Source organism: Bradyrhizobium sp. SZCCHNS3016 (genome assembly GCF_032484535.1).
Classification (GTDB): Bacteria; Pseudomonadota; Alphaproteobacteria; order Rhizobiales; family Xanthobacteraceae; genus Bradyrhizobium.
In genome coordinates, this window is sequence record NZ_JAUETE010000004.1 from 271,194 (window position 1) to 288,831 (window position 17,638).

The 17,638-nt window shown below is 66.9% G+C and carries 15 protein-coding genes and 1 pseudogene; 7 read left to right on the top strand and 9 right to left on the bottom strand.

Annotated features, from left to right (window positions below):
- Positions 1–797 precede the first annotated feature (797 nt).
- Complete coding sequence (locus tag QW881_RS11140; protein ID WP_315758101.1) at positions 798–2,183, top strand: MATE family efflux transporter; 1,386 nt, start codon at positions 798–800, stop codon at positions 2,181–2,183.
- Between the two features lie 5 nt (positions 2,184–2,188).
- On the opposite strand, the gene QW881_RS11145 is transcribed toward QW881_RS11140, so the two are convergent.
- The gene (locus tag QW881_RS11145) at positions 2,189–3,331 is read right to left on the bottom strand and encodes an FUSC family protein (protein ID WP_315758102.1); all 1,143 of its coding nucleotides are present in this window, start codon (positions 3,329–3,331) and stop codon (positions 2,189–2,191) included.
- Positions 3,332–3,452: 121 nt separating this feature from the next.
- Here QW881_RS11145 and QW881_RS11150 point away from each other — a divergent pair, with 121 nt between their 5' ends.
- The gene (locus tag QW881_RS11150) at positions 3,453–4,823 is read left to right on the top strand and encodes an MmgE/PrpD family protein (RefSeq protein WP_315758103.1); all 1,371 of its coding nucleotides are present in this window, start codon (positions 3,453–3,455) and stop codon (positions 4,821–4,823) included.
- A gap of 8 nt (positions 4,824–4,831) precedes the next feature.
- Here the strand turns inward: QW881_RS11150 and QW881_RS11155 are convergent, their stop codons facing one another.
- Both QW881_RS11155 and QW881_RS11160 read right to left on the bottom strand, forming a co-directional pair.
- Positions 4,832–6,229 carry a serine hydrolase gene (locus QW881_RS11155; RefSeq protein WP_315758104.1) on the bottom strand — a complete coding sequence of 466 codons (1,398 nt, stop codon included), beginning with the start codon at positions 6,227–6,229 and terminating at the stop codon, positions 4,832–4,834.
- A gap of 141 nt (positions 6,230–6,370) precedes the next feature.
- Positions 6,371–7,447 carry a helix-turn-helix domain-containing protein gene (locus QW881_RS11160; RefSeq protein WP_315758105.1) on the bottom strand — a complete coding sequence of 359 codons (1,077 nt, stop codon included), beginning with the start codon at positions 7,445–7,447 and terminating at the stop codon, positions 6,371–6,373.
- A gap of 140 nt (positions 7,448–7,587) precedes the next feature.
- Between QW881_RS11160 and QW881_RS11165 the strand changes: the two genes are divergently transcribed.
- The 3 genes from QW881_RS11165 (at position 7,588) to QW881_RS11175 (ending at position 11,153) form a co-directional block, all read left to right on the top strand.
- The gene (locus QW881_RS11165) at positions 7,588–8,505 is read left to right on the top strand and encodes a pirin family protein (RefSeq protein ID WP_315758106.1); all 918 of its coding nucleotides are present in this window, start codon (positions 7,588–7,590) and stop codon (positions 8,503–8,505) included.
- A gap of 42 nt (positions 8,506–8,547) precedes the next feature.
- Positions 8,548–9,462, top strand: coding sequence for a phosphoribosylaminoimidazolesuccinocarboxamide synthase (locus QW881_RS11170; RefSeq protein ID WP_315758107.1), 915 nt, complete (start codon positions 8,548–8,550; stop codon positions 9,460–9,462).
- 1,028 nt (positions 9,463–10,490) lie between these two features.
- Positions 10,491–11,153, top strand: coding sequence for an alpha/beta hydrolase (locus QW881_RS11175; RefSeq protein ID WP_315758108.1), 663 nt, complete (start codon positions 10,491–10,493; stop codon positions 11,151–11,153).
- Positions 11,154–11,184: 31 nt separating this feature from the next.
- Here QW881_RS11175 and QW881_RS11180 read toward each other — a convergent pair whose 3' ends face one another.
- Both QW881_RS11180 and QW881_RS11185 read right to left on the bottom strand, forming a co-directional pair.
- The gene (locus QW881_RS11180; protein ID WP_315758109.1) at positions 11,185–11,862 is read right to left on the bottom strand and encodes a nitroreductase; all 678 of its coding nucleotides are present in this window, start codon (positions 11,860–11,862) and stop codon (positions 11,185–11,187) included.
- Between the two features lie 207 nt (positions 11,863–12,069).
- Positions 12,070–12,735, bottom strand: a complete 666-nt coding sequence (locus QW881_RS11185) for an HAD hydrolase-like protein (RefSeq protein ID WP_315758110.1) — start codon at positions 12,733–12,735, stop codon at positions 12,070–12,072.
- A 77-nt stretch (positions 12,736–12,812) separates the two neighbouring features.
- Between QW881_RS11185 and QW881_RS11190 the strand changes: the two are divergent.
- Positions 12,813–13,141: pseudogene (locus tag QW881_RS11190) on the top strand (uroporphyrinogen decarboxylase); the annotation flags it as partial.
- Positions 13,142–13,166: 25 nt separating this feature from the next.
- On the opposite strand, the gene QW881_RS11195 reads toward QW881_RS11190, so the two are convergent.
- Positions 13,167–13,796: a glutathione S-transferase gene (locus tag QW881_RS11195; RefSeq protein WP_315758111.1), complete on the bottom strand. Its 630-nt coding sequence runs from the start codon at positions 13,794–13,796 to the stop codon at positions 13,167–13,169.
- A 47-nt stretch (positions 13,797–13,843) separates the two neighbouring features.
- A complete protein-coding gene (locus tag QW881_RS11200; RefSeq protein ID WP_315758112.1) occupies positions 13,844–14,533 on the bottom strand; it encodes a phytanoyl-CoA dioxygenase family protein in 690 nt (229 codons plus the stop codon).
- Between the two features lie 319 nt (positions 14,534–14,852).
- On the opposite strand from QW881_RS11200, the gene QW881_RS11205 reads away from it, so the two are divergent.
- A complete protein-coding gene (locus QW881_RS11205; RefSeq protein WP_315758113.1) occupies positions 14,853–15,455 on the top strand; it encodes a hypothetical protein in 603 nt (200 codons plus the stop codon).
- Between the two features lie 2 nt (positions 15,456–15,457).
- Here the strand turns inward: QW881_RS11205 and QW881_RS11210 are convergent, their stop codons facing one another.
- Together QW881_RS11210 and QW881_RS11215 are read right to left on the bottom strand one after the other, a co-directional pair.
- Positions 15,458–16,951, bottom strand: a complete 1,494-nt coding sequence (locus tag QW881_RS11210) for an NAD-dependent succinate-semialdehyde dehydrogenase (RefSeq protein ID WP_315758114.1) — start codon at positions 16,949–16,951, stop codon at positions 15,458–15,460.
- A 153-nt stretch (positions 16,952–17,104) separates the two neighbouring features.
- Positions 17,105–17,425, bottom strand: a complete 321-nt coding sequence (locus QW881_RS11215; RefSeq protein ID WP_315758115.1) for a hypothetical protein — start codon at positions 17,423–17,425, stop codon at positions 17,105–17,107.
- Positions 17,426–17,638: the final 213 nt, after the last annotated feature.

Consider the following 17,638-nt stretch of genomic DNA (forward strand, 5'->3'; position numbering starts at 1 on the left):
GCAAGCGTTTCACTCACTTCCCGCCGCCATTGCGAGGACACAGCGAAGCAATCCGGAGCTCCGCGGAGGCAATCTGACTGGCCTCGCTGCGCTCGCAATGACGGTGAACACATCGAACTGCGGAGCTATCAGCCAAGCCGCGATTTCACTATTCACGCCTTTCCGAATTTTACGCTTGCTTTTATTCCGAAAGTCAGAAATACTGCGGCCATCCCGTCCTCATGAGAGGGGCGCTTCGCGATCGTCACGGACGTTGAGGGTGGGATGCGATGGATGCGGCGGCTCACAGCGCGCACTTGAGGTTTCCTCGAGGCTGGCGCGTGGACGAAGGAGCGGCCGTGTACGGCGAAATCGTATGGTCCTGGCCTCCCGACGCTGAGGTCAAGCCGGCGGGCGATCCGCGAGGTGACGGGGGCAAACAAGCTCGGTCCCCGGGGAGAGTACGTATAAGCCGTTCCAACCATGGCGCAGGGAAGGCCGGATGTGCGGCCCACCTGTGGTGACTGCCGCCTGCTTATCTTTTGCAGGCGGGCCATGGGTGTGGTCAAGCACCCGGCCTTCCCTGCCCCTCTTCCTGTTCGAGGGGAGCAAATCGAGCATCACCCGGGCGCGCCGTGCCGCGGGAACGTGTGTGGCCGTCCGATCCGATCTGGTTCGGCACGAGAGCAGTCCGCGATGGCCGACGTCGCGAACCCAAGCTCCAACGATGATGCTGCCGCGACGCTCGCATCTCGCACGGCCCATGACGACGACGGCGTGATGTGCACGACACTGCGGGGACTGCTATAGCCTCGATCATGACCTTCACAGCCGGAACCGACCACGCGCCGCCGCCGGCGGCGCCGACACCTTCTCTCGCGCTCGAACTCTGGGAGACGGTCCGCCTCGCCGCGCCGATGGCGCTGACGCAGCTGTCGCAGATCGCGATGATGTCGACCGACCTCGCCTTCATCGGCCGTCTCGGCGGCGATGCCGTTGCAGCGGCCGCGTTAGCGGGCACCGTCTACTTCGTCGGCTCGACCTTCGGCATGGGTCTGATGTCCGCGGTGGCGCCGCTCGCCGCGCAGGCATTCGGCGCGGCCGATGCCGGGCTGGTCCGGCGCGCGCTGCGCGTCGGGCTGTGGGCCGGGCTGTTCATCGCGTTGCCGATCATGCTGATCGCGCTGAACGGCGAGGTCATCCTGCTCGCACTCGGACAGGCGCCGGGCGTGGCGCATCTCGCGCAGGACTATCTGGCCGGCCTCGCCTGGGGCATTGCGCCGATGCTGTGGTTCCTGGCGCTGCGCAGCTTCATGGGCGCCGTCAACCGCCCCGAGCCGGTGCTTTGGATCACCTTGGCCGCGATCCCGCTCAACGCGCTGCTGGTCTATCCGCTGCTCTACGGCCACTGGGGTTTTCCGCAGCTCGGCCTGACCGGCGTCGGCCTCGCCACCTCGACCGTCAACCTGGGAACGTTTCTTGCCGGTCTGTGGTTCGCCGCGTTGCGCCCGCCGTTCCGCGACTATCATGTCCTGGCCCGGCTCGGGCGCATCGACTGGCGGCTGATGCGGCAGCTCCTGATCATCGGCGCTCCGATCTCTCTGTCGTTCCTGCTCGAATATGGCTTGTTCTCGGCGGCGGCGATCCTGATGGGACTGATCAGCACGGCCGCTCTCGCCGCGCATCAGATTGCGCTGCAGATCACGGCGATCCTGTTCATGGTGCCGTTCGGCATCAGCATGGCTGCGACCGTACGCGTCGGCCATGCGGCCGGCCGCAACGATGCGCACGGTGTGCGCCGCGCCGGCCTGATGGCGATGCTGCTCGGCCTCGTCCTTGCCATGCTGTTCACGCTCGGCATCATCCTTGCGCGGTTCGAGATCGTGCAGCTGTTTCTTGGCGCCGGCCTCGCCGATGCCGCGGCGACTGTGGCACTTGCTGCCACGCTGCTCCTGGTCGGCACGACCTTCTTCATCACCGATGCGCTGCAAACCATCGCGGTCGGCGCGCTGCGCGGCATCAAGGACACGCGCGTGCCGCTGCTGCTCGCCGTGCTCGGCTATTGGCTGATCGGCTTTCCCGCATCCTACGTGCTTGGCCTGCACACCAGGCTCGGCGCGATCGGAATCTGGATCGGGCTGTCGATCGGCACCGCCATCTATGCGGCCCTGCTGGTGCTGCGCTTCCTGCGGTTGTCGCGATGAGGAGATCAGGCCCCCGCTGTATCCGGCGTCTCGTCGCGCTCCGGTCGATGCGGCTTCCCGGTCGACGCTCCCGCCCATTCAGCAACGACGCGCTCGAGGTCGATCAGGTTCTGGCGCATCTGCTCCAGCGAGAAGCCGAGCGCGAAGAAGCGCTCGGCGGCGTCACCCGGCAGGCCCCGCGTGAGACCGTCGCTGCGGACGGCGGCGACCTCTTCCGCATAGGCCTTCACCGCGACGTGGATCGGCCAGATCGCCGGCGGACCGGAGCCGTTGCGGATGGCCGCGGCACAGCCGCGCAGATAGCTCGCGATGGCATCGCTGACGCGCGACACCGGTCCGGACAAGCGCGCCTGCAGCTCCGACGGCAGCGGCACCACGCTGGCACGGCCGATCATCACGACGTCGTGGCGCAGGCGCAGGATGGTGCGCAGCAGCGGACCCGTATCGGCGCCGGAGGAGAGCCACGCCGAGCGCTCCCGCTCGGCCTCGGCGCCGGTCGCGTTCAACTCGGTCAGGGCGGTGCCGATGCCGTCCTGAATCCGATGCAGCGCGTCGTTGTCGCGGCCGCGCGACAGGCCGGCCAGCAGCTCGGTGAAGGCAGCTGCAATCAGTTCGAGCAGACGCCCCGCCGCGGCACGCATCTGCACATGCGCGCGCGACGGCAACACGATGAACGATACGGCGAGGCCGGTCAGCGCGCCGACCGCGACCTCGAACACGCGGTCGATCGCGGAGCCGAGCGGATCGAGATGGCCCATCGTCGGCACCAGCAGCACGATGACCGCCGTCACGGTGGCGGCGTTGAGGCTGGGATTGATCGCGGCGACGAAAGCGAGCGGCGTCACCGCCAGGATCAGCATGCCGAGCAGTTGCAACTCGCCCGAATGCGGGATGAAGACCGTGATGGCGCCGCCATAGATGGCACCGCCGATGGTACCGAACATGTAGTCGCGCGTTGCCTTCAGCGAGCGCCCCACGCTGCCTTGCGTCACGATCAACGACGTCAGCACCGCCCACAGCGGCAGCTTCAATTGAAAAGCCGTGGCGATGGCGAAGGCAAGCGTCGCCGCCACCGTGCCGCGGACCGCCAGCGACATCGGCGCCTTGCGGGCGCGCAACCGGCCAAACAGCCGCTTCAAGGACGTCATCAGTCGCTCACCTCGAACAGCACCAGCGCGATCCCGGCATGGCAGCTCCCCACCCGGCCGAACCGGCTTGAAAGGCGGAATCGGCTTGCCTACGGTCATTGCAACAAAGCGAGGAAACACGATGGCCCAGGAAACCGCAACGCTCGCCGCCTATGTCGCTGACCTGAAATACGACGATATCCCGCCCGAGGTGCTCGACCGCGCCAAGGTGCTGACGCTCGACTTTCTCGGCAGCGCCATCCGCGCCCGGCGCGAGGCGGAATCGACGCCGTCGGTGGTGAAGATGCTGGCGGCGCTGAAGCTGGATGCGGCCGGCGAGGCGACCGTGTTCGGCGATTCCAGGACCTGGACTCCGGCCGTGGCGGCGCTGCTGAACGGCACGATGGGCCATTCGCTCGACTTCGACGATACCCATGCCGATTCCTCGCTGCATCCGAGCGCGCCCGTGGTGCCGGCCGCTTTCGCCGTTGGCGAAATGGTCGGCGCGTCCGGGCGCGAGGTGCTGACCGCGATCGTCGCCGGCTATGAAGTGTGCTGCCGGCTCGGCAACGCGCTCGATCCGACCTCGCATTATGCGCGCGGCTTCCACCCGACGGCGACCGCCGGCACCTATGGCGCGGCCGCCGCTGCCGGCAAGCTGTTCGGCCTGTCGGAGCAGCAGTTGATCTACGCCTTCGGCGTCTCCGGCAGCCAGGCCGCGGGCTCGCTGCAGTTTCTCGTCAACGGCGCCTGGAACAAGCGCTATCAGGTCGGCGCGTCGGCGATGAACGGCGTGATCGCGGCGACGCTCGCCAAGAACGACTTCGTCGGCGCGATCGAATCCGTCGAGGGCAAGCACGGCCTCCTCGTCGGCTATACTGACACGCCGCATCACGAGAAGGCCGTGGCGGGACTCGGCACCACCTATGAGACGATGAAGATCGGCGTGAAGCCGTATCCGAGCTGCCGCTATACCCATGCAGCGATCGACGCCATCATCGCGCTGCGCCGCGAGCACAATCTGACTCCGGACCAGGTCAAGCGCGTCGAGGTCGGCCTGCATCGCAACGGCATCACCTTGACCGGTGACGCCGCGACCAAGCGGCATCCGACCTCGATCGTCGGCGGCCAGTTCTCGATGTTCTTCACCGGCGCGCTGGCGCTCGACCAGGGCCGCTTCGGCTGGGACGACTACGTCAGGCTGGGTGACACCGCGATCAATGCGCTCGCCGACAAGTTCGACGTCGTGCAGGACGACAGGCTGGAGGTCGGCCGCAGCCATCCGTTCGGCGCGCGCGTCACCATCACCACGGAAGACGGCATGCACGAGCGGCTGCACGACGATCCCTCGGGCGAGCCGACCTCGTTCCCCTCCGCGCAAGCGATGAGCGACAAGTTTCTGACGCTCGCCCGGCCGGTGCTGAGCAACCGCGCGCAGAGCTTCGCCGATGCGATCCTGTCGCTGGAGCGATTCGATCGCGTCGCGCAGGCCACCGCGCTGGGGAGAGCGTAGCGCATGCGTCATTCCCCATGGGTCGCCGCGATCACGTCGCTCACGAGCTGCGCCACGCCGTCGGCCTCCGGCGGCCAGTTCACGGTGCGCCCGAAGCGCGCAATGACGAGACGCTCGGAGGGGATGACGATGACATATTGGCCAAGCGTGCCCTTGGCGAAGACCGCGTCGCGCGGCCAGCCGTGGGAGATGCGGTAGTTGGCGCCAAAGCTGTCGCCGCGATTGGTCCAGAAGCCGGCGCCGATGCCGACGAAGGCGTTCGGTGTGGGCGTGCCGACATAGTCGACCCAGCCCGCAGGCAGGATACGGCGGCCGGCGACGACGCCGTCGTCGAGATAGAGCTGGCCGAGCCGCGCCCAGTCGCGCGCCGACGCCAGCATCTGGCTCGATCCGTCCGGCGTGCCGGCGGCGTCGAATTCGAGCGTGACGCTGGTCATGCCGAGCGGATCGAGCAGCTCGCGATGCGCAAAGCGCAGCACGTCCGCGGCGCTGCCGCCGGCGGCATCGCGGATGAGATGGGAAAGGATGATGGTGTTGCCATCGTGATAGTTCCAGGCCGCGCCCGGCGTGGTTTCGAGCTGGATGGACTCGGCGAAGGCGGCGCGATCCGCTTCGACGAACTTCATCCGGTTGACCGGCTCGAGCGTCGACACCAACGAGGCCTGCAGCGAGCTGCCGAGCGCGAGCCCGGCGGTGTGGCGCAGCAGCTGATCGACGGTGATGGCATGGCGCGGATCGCTCTCGTTCTGCCAGGCCGCGACCGGGGCGGGCGCATGCAGCGCGAGCTTGCCCTGGCGGACGAGAATGCCGATCAAGGTCGCGGTCATCGACTTGGTCGCGGAGAAGCCGAGCAGCGGCGTATCGACCGCAAAGCCCGGCGCGTAGCGTTCGGCGGTGACCTTGCCGTCCTTCATCACCACGACGGCATGGGTGCGCCGGAACGGCGGCACCTCCGGCTCGGCAAAGGCGCGATCGAGCGCCGCAGTCAGCGCTGGTGTCGCCGGCGCCACGCCGTGCGGCGGAGCGGTGCCGGGCAGCAAGGCCGGCTGGGACAGCCGGATGGTCGGCCAGTCCGGGCTCTCGCCATGATCCATATGGCAGCCGAGCCCGTCGCGAAACACCGCATGGCTGCGGCCGAACCCGAGCAGCGTCACGGTGACGTCCTTGGCGGCGCGATCGACGCGGACATCCATCGCCCAGCTCAGCAGGCCGGCGCCGGGCATCGCGGCCCGCGTCTCGGAGAGCGTGCGGTCCGGGTCGAGACCGGAGACGAAGGTCTCCGAGCACAGCACGCTGGCAATGAAGCCGGTCGCGATTTTCGGCACGTCGCGGGCCCGGGCGCTGCCGACAGCCAGGGCGGTCAGCGCGGTGGTGGCAACGAAAGCGAGCAGCAGGCGGCGAGTCATGAGGAGCTCCGGCAGTTGGATCTGCCGGACCAGACCGCGGCTGCGGCCCAGGCGCTCGCCGATTTCGGAAATCATCCCAGCCGAGAATCGCCGGGATCTCGCCGATTTTGGAATTCCTCTGCAGTTTCAAGGCCGAACAGATCACGCCGCCGACAGCCTCATGCGCCGGTATTCGGTCGGCGTCACCCCGGTCACCGCCTTGAAGGCGCGGTTGAAGGGCCCAAGCGACTGGAACCCGGCGTCCATCGCGATGGTGATCACGGGCACCTCGGCCTGGGCGGGATCGGCCAGCGCGGCCTTGGCCTCCTCGATGCGGTGGGCGTTCAGGAAGGTATTGAAATTGCGGTAGCCGAGCTCGCCATTGATCAGCCGCCGCAGCCGGTATTCAGGAATGGAGAGCTTCGTCGCCAGCATGCCGATCGTGACGTTCTCCCGGCGGTAGATCCGCTCGTCCGCCATCAGCCGCATCAGTGCGTCGACCAGCTTGCGGTTGGCCGCCGTCTCCGCCCCTGGGACGACCACGGTGGCCGCTGCCACGTTCGGCGTCTCGACCTGCGGGATCTCCGGCGCGAAGACGTCGCCTGCCGCGACCTGGAGCAGCATCAGCGCGACGGCGCCGACCACGATCAAGAACATCGCCGCATTGATGACGTTGGCGAGCTCCGACGGGCCGCTGCCGGCGGACGCGATCTGCAGCAGCGCGTTGACGCCGCCATAGGCCATCGCCGCGATGACGACGAAGGCACGGATGCGCCGCCGCCCCTCGACGAGGTCCGCCGCCCAGGAGCGGATGGTCTGCGCCAAGGTCAGGCCAAGGAAGCCGAGAGCCAGCAAATTATTGGCGACGATCACGAGCCGTGCATGTCCGGCAGGCCCCAGCACGAGACAGCTCAGCAGGCTGAAGCCGAACACCGCGAGCCAGATCAGGCCGTGCAGCCAACGCAACATAAAGCCGTCGTCGAACAGCGCGCGGCAGAACAGCCAGAGCACGACGATATCGGCGGTCGCCAGCGCAATCAGCGGCGCGGAAGCGAGCGATGGCGCAGCCGTGCCGCCGATGTTGAAGGTCGCGGCATGCGCGGCCGAGCCCAGCGCCAGCGCGATCGCGAGCCGGCCGCGCCATTGCCTGCCGAGATCGCGTCCCAGCGAGACGGCGAGCACGGCCAGCAGCGCGATGGCGGCGGCGCGAAGCGCGAGATCGAGGCTTTCGAGCGGCATCGTCACAAGTCCATTGTCAGCGGCGGAACTCTAGGCCGCAGCTTCGCTCCGTTCAAATCAAGCAAACGCGGCGACCTCCTGCCCTGCCGTCGCCTCAGCAAAGCTGCTAAGCTCGCGCGACCGCATTGCAGGAGCGCCCCATGAGCTGGCAGCCATCAATCGATCCCGAGTTCGGCGATCCCACCTCGTGCGATGCGCTGGAGCACGTCATCGTGCCGCGCACCCGCGATCTCGGCGACGGTTTTGCCGTACGTCGCGCGCTGCCGCATGGCCAGCGGCAGATGGTCGGGCCGTTCATCTTCTTCGATCATTTCGGCCCGGTGCAGTTCATGTCCGGCAAGGGCATGGACGTGCGGCCGCATCCGCATATCGGCCTTGCCACCGTCACCTATCTGTTCGACGGCGCCATCATGCATCGCGACAGCGAGGGCAACGTCCGCGAGATCCAGCCCGGCGCGATGAACCTGATGACGGCGGGCCGCGGCATCGCCCATTCCGAGCGCACGCCCGACCTGCAGCGGCAGAACGGGCAGAAGATGCTGGGCCTGCAGAGCTGGATCGCGCTGCCGGTCGAATCCGAAGAGATCGCGCCGAGCTTCCAGCATTATGCGGCCGACGCGCTGCCGACGGTCAGCGACACCGGCTTCTCCGCGCGCATCATCGCCGGCCGCGCGTTCGGCGCGGCCTCGCCGGTGACGATGGTCTCGCCCTGGTTCTATGTCGAGGTCACCGCGCAGGCCGGCACGGTCGTGCCGCTCGATCCCGACCACGAGGAGCGCGCGATCTATATCGTCGACGGCGAGGTCGAGATCGCGCGCGAACGCCACGAAGGACCGCGGCTGCTGATCTTCCGCCCCGGCGACGCCATCAGCGTGCGCACGGTCAGGCCGACCCGGATGATGTTCCTCGGCGGCGACGCGCTGGAAGGACCGCGCCACGTGTGGTGGAATTTCGTCTCCTCCAGCAAGGAGCGGATCGAGCAGGCCAAGCAGGACTGGAAAACCGGCCGCTTCGCCGCCGTTCCCCAGGAGCACGAGTTCATTCCGCTGCCGGAATAGGCTATTGGGAGTACAGCACTCCCGTTTCGAAAGCCCCGCACGATGACCACGCTTCTCGCCAGCAATCTGCCGCTCCCGAAAATCGGCCGCGGCAAGGTCCGCGACATCTATGCCGTCGGTGACGACCGCGTGCTGCTGCTGACCACCGACCGCATCTCCGCCTTCGACGTGGTGATGAACGAGACCATCCCGATGAAGGGCGCGGTGCTGACGCAGATCTCGGCCTACTGGTTCAATGCGCTCGAAGGCGTCGTGCATCACCACATGATCTCGGCCGACACCGACGAGATCATCGTCGAGGTGCCGACGCTGCAGCCGCATCGCGACGAGATCCTCGGGCGGGCGATGCTGTGCAAGCGCACCACCGTGTTTCCGATCGAATGCGTGATCCGCGGCTATCTCTCCGGCTCGGCCTGGAAGGAATATGCCGCCAGCGGCACGCTCGCCGGCGAGCCGTTGCCTGCGGGCCTGCTCGAAAGCCAGAAGCTGGAGCCCGCGATCTTCAGCCCGGCGACCAAGGCCGAAACCGGCCATGACGAGAACATCACGATCGCGCGGATGCGCGAGGTGGTCGGCGACGAGACGGCCTACACGCTGGAGAGCATGACGCGCGCGGTCTATACGCTCGGCGAGGCGCTCGCCCGCGAACAGGGCATCATCATCGCCGACACAAAATTCGAGTTCGGCCGCGACAAGGACGGTCACATCATCCTGATCGACGAGGTGATGACGCCGGACTCGTCGCGCTTCTGGGCGGTCGATGCCTATCAGCCGGGCCGGCCGCAGCCGAGCTTCGACAAGCAGCCGCTGCGCGACTATCTCGACGCCGAGCGCAAGGCCGGCCGCTGGAACGGCGAGGCCCCGCCGCCGCCTTTGCCGCAGAGCGTGGTGGACGCCACCAGCCAGCGCTATCTCGAAGCGTTCCGGCGGGTGACGGGGAGTGAGCTGAAGATCTGAGGATCGCAGGCTCACGCGTCGACGTTCGCACTTGGGGTTGAGCTATCTCGTAGGAGCTCATAACTAACAGAGTGCTTCGGGGACCCCCACCCCCGACCCCTCCCCGCAAGGGGGAGGGGCCGATCCGCGGCCGCGTTCTTCGCTGACACGAAACTTCTCCGCTCTTCTGCGAGTGAATTTGGCGAGAGGCTCGCTCTCCTTCTCCCCTCCCCCTTGCGGGGAGGGGTCGGGGGTGGGGGACCACTCGACGAGACCATCATGATGCGCACAGACGCATCAACACATCCCGCGGCGCCATCGCGCCCGAGTTGATCGCATCAAGACCCTCGAAATTGCCGAGGGCGCAGAGAAGGCCGGGAGCTGGCTGCCCCCATGGCCCGCCTGCTCAAAAAAATGCAGGCGGCAGGTACCACAGGTTCAGCCGAGACATCCCGGCCCTCCCTGCGCGATGGGTTTAACGGCTGCTCCGCGCTCTCCCCGGGGACCGGCTTGTTTGCCCCCGTCGTCCGCGACGACGCACGAACGTCATCGCTGACTTGGCGCCAGCATCGGGACGCCAGGACCACGCGGCTTGACCGTCCGCGAGCTGTCATTCGTCCGCGCCAAAGCGCCTGACAGACCCACGGCCACCGCTCCCCGCCTCTACGTATCGTGACGACGCGTACGCCCCTCTGCATGAGGACGGGATGCGCGAATAAGAGCATGATTTCGGAAAAATAGCAAGTACAAATTCGGGGGCGAGCCAGCCCGTCGGACCGTTGAGGAGTTGTCTCAGCGGTCGAAAGCGAGACAGCGTCTTTGACTTCCACTTTACGGATGAAGATGTCACGCGGAACATGCCGCTCAGCCAAGCTCGGAGTTTCGCATCGTCGCCAGGAGTAGTCCCGGCCATCCGCGTCTTCGCGCCAGGTAGGTAGATGGGCGTGGATGCCCGGGTCAAGCCCGGGCATGACGACGGGAGAAACAGCTCCGAAAGACCGCGAGCACCGCCTGCGACGCTCGCAAGCGGACCATGCTACGGTGAGCGCATGACCCTACCTACGACCATCGCCATCGTCCTGCTGCCCGGCATGGACGGAACAGGAGAGCTGCTGAAGCCGCTTGCCGAGCGCCTCTCAGCGCACCGCTTCACGCAGACCATCGCCTACCCTCTCGATCGCTGCCTCCACTACGACGAGCTCACGGCTTTCGTGAGCAGACGATTACCGAAGGATCGTTTCGTGATCCTCGGCGAATCCTTTTCCGGCCCGATCGCGATCGAGATCGCGGCGACGCACCCGCGCGTTGCGGGACTCATTCTGGCGTCCAGCTTCGCACGCCATCCGCTGCCGACCTGGTTGTCCCGGTTCACGTCGCTGCTCGATCCGAGATGGCTCCCGTCAAAGCTCGTGGCCGCCGCGATCATGGGACCGGCGGCGATGACGTCGCTCGGGCTGCACCTGAGAGAGGTCTTGAGATCACTGCCGCCGGCAATTCTTCAAGCACGTGCCAAGGACGCCCTTCGAGTCGACAAGCGAGACAGGCTGGCCGAGACCACGTGTCCGGCGCTTTGTGTGCATGGCAGCTCGGATTGGCTCGTCGGCCGGAGGCAAATCGCTGAGATCCTTCGGCACGACCCGACTGTGAGCGATGCGAGCTGGACGCACCGCACATGCTGCTGGCAACCCATGCCGAGGCCGCGGCGGCGGTGATCGACGATTTCTGCCGGCGCTTGGAGTGCAACTAGTCCTCGAACCCGACGAACACCGTCGCCTCCTTCACCGACTTCCGTTCCGACACCACGGCATTGGCCGGGAAATCATGATCCGGCCAGCCGAGCGCGATGCTCTTCATGATGACCTGATCGTCGGCGATGCCGGCGTGCTCGCGGACCACGGGCGATTGCATGATGCCCTGGCTGTTGATGACGGCGCCGAGGCCGCGCGACCAGGCGGCGTTGACCAGCGCATTGGTGACGGCGCCGCAGTCGAACGGCGTGTCGTCGCTGCCGTCGAGCACGCGGTCATAGGTGACGATGATGCAGACCGGCGCATCGAACTGGCGGAAGCCGCGCAGCACCCAGTCCTGGCGCTTCTCCTTGTCGTCCCGCGCGATCCCCATCGCGGAGAACAATTGCTTGGCGACGCCGATCTGGCGCTCGCGGTGCGCACCATCGAACGGCTGACCGATGCGAAACTCGCGCGACTGCGGCACGCCGGCCACCATCCGCTCGGTGTTGCCGGCCCGGATGCGATCGAGCGGCTCGCCGGTGATGACGTAGAAATTCCACGGCTGGGTGTTCATCGACGACGGCGCGCGCATCGCCAGAGCAATGATTTCCTCGATCAGCGCCCGCGGCACCGGATCCGGCTTGTAGCCGCGGATGCTACGGCGGCCGAGGATGACGTCGTCGAACTGCATGTGCGTGGTAGTCCTATGATGACTGCTGTGCTGCCAGGAATACTCTCGGCTTTCCGGTTCCAGTGCAAGATTGACCAATCGGGCCGTCGAGGCCACTGCAAGTTCCGCAGACTCGACCCGGTCCCCAACTCATCCTCCTGCGTGTCGGGATTGCGGGTTCAAGGCCTGCGGCCTTGCCCCGGAATGACGGGAGGCTTGGCCGCAGAACTATCCCTTCAGTATCGCCAGAACCACGCGCGCGAGATCGGCCGGACATTCCACGAGGCGGTCGGCGCCGGCCGTCTCGAGCTCGTCGCGGCTGCCATAGCCCCAGAGCACACCCAGGCTGCGCATCCTGACAGCGTGGGCGCCAGCAATGTCATGGCGGCGGTCGCCGACCATGATCCCGTGGGACGGCGCGATATTCCGCTCAGTGAGAATATGCGCGAGCAGCTCCGGCTTGTGGTCCAGCAGGCCTGACGGCACCGAGCCGTGGATGGCGTCGAATAGCGACGCAAGATCGAGATGCTCGAGGATGCGGCGCGCGAACACCTCCCGTTTGGATGTCGCGAGATAGAGCCGCAAACCCGCACCATGCATCTCGTGCAGCGCGTCGCGAATGCCGGGAAAGAGTTCGCTGCCGAACAGTCCGCTCTCGCCGTAATGCCGGCGATAGGCGGCCACCGCTTCGTCGACCCGATCGTCGTCATAGGCCAGCAGCAGCGTCCGCAACATGTCCTGCAGCGGCGGCCCAATGACACTGCGGATATCGAGCGTCTCGTCCGGCGCATGCCCGAGCGCGCGCAACGCCGCCAGGGTGCTCGCGGCGATGCCGGGCTGGGAGTCGATGAGGGTGCCGTCGAGGTCGAGCAGGACAGAGTGAACCGAAGACATGTCCAATCATAGCGGCGGCCGCGAGAAGCGTAAACGACCGCTCCGCCCCGCGCTAACGCAGGCATCGGCTCCGCCGCATTCCGCTCAGCGTGACGCTGTCCGACAGCACGCACGGCGAGATGACCACCTTCGAGCTGATCACCTGCCGCGTGCGCGATGCCGACGGCGCGGAGGGCGTGGGCTACACCGATACGGCCGGCCGCCATGCGGCGCCGTCGCCGATATCCTCGGACGGGAGATTCCCGAACTGATCACGCGTCACGAGGCCGACGACACCGAGGCGATCTGGCAGCGGGTGTGGTGGGGCCTGCACTATGGCGGACGCGGCGGACCGACCGTGCTGGCGCTGTCGGCGCTCGACATCGCGCGGTGGGACCTCAAGGCCCGGCGCGCGAACCTGCCGCTGCGGTCTCGCGCGCCGCACGGCCGGCCTAAGCCTTTGCGCTCGGACGGCTCGACACCTCGCCGTACCATCGCTTGAGATGGCGGAGATGATCCGGCGGGTCGAGCTTGGCGCGGGCCGCGAAATCCACCGTCACCATGGCGCTGATGTCGGCAATGGTGAAGTCGGGCCCGCAGACGAAGGCGGTATCGGCCAGCCGCGCGTCGAGCCAGGCGAAGTAGTGCGCGACGCGCAGACGCCCCCGCTCGGCGAGCGCCGGGATCTGCTCGAGCGGCAGCGGGCCGGGCAGTGCGCGGCTCTCCAGCCCCGGCGCACTGTTTCGGAACGCTTCCTGAATGGCATAGATGCCGTCCCACTCGATCCGCCGGACCCAGCATTCGATCACGGCGCGCTCCTCCGCATTGCGTCCCATCAGAGCCGGCTCGGGATGCAGCTCCTCGACGTAGCGGCAGATCGCGATGATGTCGGTGATCGCAGCGCCGCTGTCGAGCTCCAAGACCGGAACCGTGCATTGCGGGTTCAGCGCGCGAAATTCCGGCCGAAACTGCTCCCCGGCGCGCAGGTCGAGCTGGACGGTGGGAATCGTGAGGCCCTTCTCCGCGAGGAAGATGCGCACGCGGCGCGGGCTTGGCGCGGTCGCGGAATCGTACAGCCTCATGAGCGTCCTCTCTGCGTGATTTGGCTGGAAGCAGCGGGATGGTGCCGCTACTCGGCGCCGAAGATCTCGTCCTGATCCATGCGCACCGCACGCAAGGCGCGGGTCCGGCGCCACTCGTCCTGCTGCACCCATGTGGCGTAGGTGATCAGCAGCGAGCGGCGGCGCGCGCCGCTGCGGTTGCGCGTCGCACCGTGCAGCATGTTGACGTCGAACAGCAGGACGTCGCCGGCCTCGCCCGCCGTGACGAACGCCGAGGACGCGGCCTGCGCATCGTCCGTGTCGGGGCGATGCGAGCCTGGCGCCACTTGCGTGGCGCCATTGTCGGGGCCGAAGGAATCGAGAAAGGCCAGCGCGGAGACGGAATCGGTGCGCCGGCGCTCGACGCTGTCGCGATGCAGCGGCTGCGCGCCGCCATCGGCACACGGCTCGCGCCCTTCGACCTGGCCGAGGAAGAACGGCGCCTTCAGGACATGATGCACGGCGGCAAGCATCACCGGCAGGCGGCAGACCTGTTGCACCGTCGCATCGAGATCGACCATGGCGTGCCGCCAGTCGCGGCCGCGCGGCACCGGCCATTGCTCCGAGGGCAGCGTGCCGGACTCGAACGCATCGCGCAGTGGCGCGATCCAGTCCGCCGGGATCGCACCGCGCAGCAGCAGATAGCCATCCTCCTCCAGCCGATGCGCATCGGCTTCAGAAAGCCGGCCGACGCCGGTGCGCGCGGGTGCCGCGGTCATGGTTGAGCTCGCAATCTCGAGGTCAGTGGCAACATTCGGTATCGTCGATGATCAGACGGCTCTCGGCAAGCGGCTGTCCTGGATGGGCACGGCGCGTGGCGGCGCGCGCTTGCGTTCATCCGGATACGGACGTGACATGACGGCGCGACGGCTGAGCCTGAAGGAGATCCCGCACTGAGGCGATAGGTCGCGCGCGGCGCATCGGCCCGGCAAGGCGCCCTTAATCACCCGTTAACCTCATGGACCTACGTCTTCTTGCAACAGACGGCAACGATCAGAAACATAGAGAAGAGAGCGTTCAGACTTTTCGGAAGAGCACATGGCGATCGTCCAAAGCACCAGCCAGATCTCTCCCGCGATGGAGCGGGTCTATCACCAGAGCAACCTGCTCGGCGAATGGAAAGGCAGCTGGACGGCCAGTGGCCAGGCGGTGAGCTTCAAGGTCGTCAACATTCGCGGCGCCGCGGCGACGGTGGAATACACCCACAATGGACGGACCGAGCGCGGCATCGGCCAGGTCAACGGCTCGACCATCGACTTCGGGTCCGTCACGCTCGGCACCAAGAACGGCAAGAACGCGGTGCTGCTGTTCTCGGCCGGCGGCGGCAAGGCCACGGCGATGCTGGAAAAGCAGGCGCCTCCCGCCGAACAGAGCAACCTGACCGGGAGCTGGGCCGGCTATTCCGGCGAGAACGGCATGAGCGCGAACTTTCGCGTGCTGTCCGTCAACGGCAAGGAGGCGCAGGTCAGCGTCACCGCCAACGGCGTGACGCGCCAGGGCACCGGCATCGTCTACAAGAACGTCATCATGTTCGGCCAGACGCAGATCTCGACCGACGACGGCAAGACCGGCAAGGTCATCTACCAGGTCGGCAACAAGTCCTACATGGTGCCGGTGGACAAGCTGCCCAAGACGGCCTGACCTTACACCCCCGCCATCATCACATATTTGATCTCGAGATATTCCTCGATGCCGTGGTGCGAGCCCTCGCGTCCGAGGCCGCTCTCCTTGACGCCGCCGAACGGCGCCACCTCTGTCGTGATCAGGCCGGTGTTGACGCCGACCATGCCGGACTCCAGCGCCTCCGCGACCCGCCAGACCCGGCCGAGATCGCGGGCGTAGAAGTACGACGCCAAACCAAATGGCGAGGCGTTGCACATCGCGATGACGTCGGCCTCGTCCTTGAACCGGATCACCGGCGCGAGCGGGCCGAACGTCTCCTCCTGCGCGACCAGGGCATCGGCCTTCACGTCCGAGAGCACGGTCGGCTCGAAGAAGGTGCGGCCGAGCGCATGGCGTTTGCCGCCAGTGACGATCCTGGCACCGCCCTTGACCGCATCGGCGATGTGGCGCTCGACCTTCTCGACCGCTTCCTCGTTGATCAGCGGGCCCTGCGTCACGCCGGCCTCGGTGCCGTCGCCGATCTTCATCGCCGCGACCTTGGCGGCGAGCCTCTCGACGAACTGGTCGTAGATGCCGTCCTGCGCATAGAGGCGGTTGGCGCAGACGCAGGTCTGGCCCATGTTGCGATATTTCGAGACGATGGCGCCTTCGACCGCCGCATCGACGTCGGCATCGTCGAACACCACGAACGGCGCGTTGCCGCCGAGCTCGAGACCGAGCTTCTTCACCGTTCCGGCCGACTGGCGATAGAGGATCTTGCCGACCTCCGTCGAGCCGGTGAAGCCTATGAAGCGCACCGACGGATGTTCGCACAGCACCTTGCCGATGTCGGGCGCATCGCCGGTGATGATGTTGAGCGCGCCCGCGGGAATCCCGGCGCGTTCGGCCAGCACGGCGAGCGCCAGCGCCGATAGCGGCGTCTCGTTGGCTGGCTTCAGCACCACGGTGCAGCCGGCGGCGAGCGCGGGCGACACCTTGCGGGTGATCATCGAGTTCGGGAAATTCCACGGCGTGATGGCGCCGCAGACGCCGATCGGCTGCTTCAGCGCCAGCAGGCGCGCATCCGGCTTCTGGGTCGGGATGGTCTCGCCATAGACGCGGCGCGCCTCCTCGGCGAAGAACTCGATATAGGCGGCGCCGATATCGACCTCACCGAGCGCCTCCGTCAGCGGCTTGCCCTGCTCGGAGGTGAGGATCAGCGCGAGGTCCTCGCGGTTGGCCGTGATCAGCTCGAACCATTTGCGCAAGGTATTGGAGCGCTGCTTGGCGGTCAGCCTGGCCCAAGCCGGGAACGCGCGCGCGGCAGCTTCGACGGCCCGCGTCGTCTCTTCAGCACCGAGCTGCGCCACCTTGGCGAGCTCGGCGCCGGTGGCTGGGTTGACGACGGGGAACACCGGCAAGCCGACCCAGGCACCATCGATGTAGCACTGCTCGCGCAGCAGCGACGGATCCTTCAGGCGGTCACGCAGGCTCGAAGCGGCAGTGGAGGCGCGGGCAGCGGCGGGCGGTGTCATCGGGTTCCTCCTCGAAAGCGAGCAATCTTTCCCCCGAATATAGCCACGCGCCAGCCGAGGCGCACGGCTCGTCCGCCTCCTCAACGGTACATTCGATCCGGCGATCCGTGCCTGTACGGCACCAAATGCTGAATGATGAGGAGTCGACCAGGATCAGGCCGCGCCGCTCAAATAAGTCTCGCGGCGGCCGATCATGCGCTCCGCCGCCGCCTTGGCGTCGGCCTTGGTCGAGGTCGCGCAGGTGCGGTATTCGAGATCGGGCAACGAGGCGGGATCGCGGCGCCCGAACCACGATTTGTGGCCGACGGGCAAGAGCGCCAGCGCCTGCGCCACATTGTCGACCGCGCCGAACGAATACAGCGCACCGGTCGCAGCGATGCGCACCTCGTAGATGCCGGGCGTGATCGGTGCCTCGATATTGTCACCGCGCCCCGGGCGGGGATACCGCTTCCACTCGCTCCACGTCGAAATCATATCGCCCCCAACGGCGGACATTGCCGCCAAAAACACGTCATCGGCTCGAAAAAGCCGGTCCTTCAACCCTTTAATGCAAAAATGGTTGCAACTCACAACAGTCGCAAGCCCATGGTGGGAACATGGCCCCCATGTGTCGGCCTCGCGGCTGGGTGGAACTAATCATGATTCTGGCGAAAAATTGAAGCGCTCTGGCCTTGCCGCGGCGCCGTT

Excerpts from the sequence above, each read along its gene's own strand:
- QW881_RS11140 (WP_315758101.1), top strand. The coding sequence starts at position 798 with ATGACCTTCACAGCCGGAACCGACCACGCGCCGCCGCCGGCGGCGCCG.
- QW881_RS11145 (WP_315758102.1), bottom strand. The coding sequence starts at position 3,331 with ATGACGTCCTTGAAGCGGCTGTTTGGCCGGTTGCGCGCCCGCAAGGCG.
- QW881_RS11150 (WP_315758103.1), top strand. The coding sequence starts at position 3,453 with ATGGCCCAGGAAACCGCAACGCTCGCCGCCTATGTCGCTGACCTGAAA.
- QW881_RS11155 (WP_315758104.1), bottom strand. The coding sequence starts at position 6,229 with ATGACTCGCCGCCTGCTGCTCGCTTTCGTTGCCACCACCGCGCTGACC.
- QW881_RS11160 (WP_315758105.1), bottom strand. The coding sequence starts at position 7,447 with ATGCCGCTCGAAAGCCTCGATCTCGCGCTTCGCGCCGCCGCCATCGCG.
- QW881_RS11165 (WP_315758106.1), top strand. The coding sequence starts at position 7,588 with ATGAGCTGGCAGCCATCAATCGATCCCGAGTTCGGCGATCCCACCTCG.
- QW881_RS11170 (WP_315758107.1), top strand. The coding sequence starts at position 8,548 with ATGACCACGCTTCTCGCCAGCAATCTGCCGCTCCCGAAAATCGGCCGC.
- QW881_RS11175 (WP_315758108.1), top strand. The coding sequence starts at position 10,491 with ATGACCCTACCTACGACCATCGCCATCGTCCTGCTGCCCGGCATGGAC.
- QW881_RS11180 (WP_315758109.1), bottom strand. The coding sequence starts at position 11,862 with ATGCAGTTCGACGACGTCATCCTCGGCCGCCGTAGCATCCGCGGCTAC.
- QW881_RS11185 (WP_315758110.1), bottom strand. The coding sequence starts at position 12,735 with ATGTCTTCGGTTCACTCTGTCCTGCTCGACCTCGACGGCACCCTCATC.
- QW881_RS11195 (WP_315758111.1), bottom strand. The coding sequence starts at position 13,796 with ATGAGGCTGTACGATTCCGCGACCGCGCCAAGCCCGCGCCGCGTGCGC.
- QW881_RS11200 (WP_315758112.1), bottom strand. The coding sequence starts at position 14,533 with ATGACCGCGGCACCCGCGCGCACCGGCGTCGGCCGGCTTTCTGAAGCC.
- QW881_RS11205 (WP_315758113.1), top strand. The coding sequence starts at position 14,853 with ATGGCGATCGTCCAAAGCACCAGCCAGATCTCTCCCGCGATGGAGCGG.
- QW881_RS11210 (WP_315758114.1), bottom strand. The coding sequence starts at position 16,951 with ATGACACCGCCCGCCGCTGCCCGCGCCTCCACTGCCGCTTCGAGCCTG.
- QW881_RS11215 (WP_315758115.1), bottom strand. The coding sequence starts at position 17,425 with ATGATTTCGACGTGGAGCGAGTGGAAGCGGTATCCCCGCCCGGGGCGC.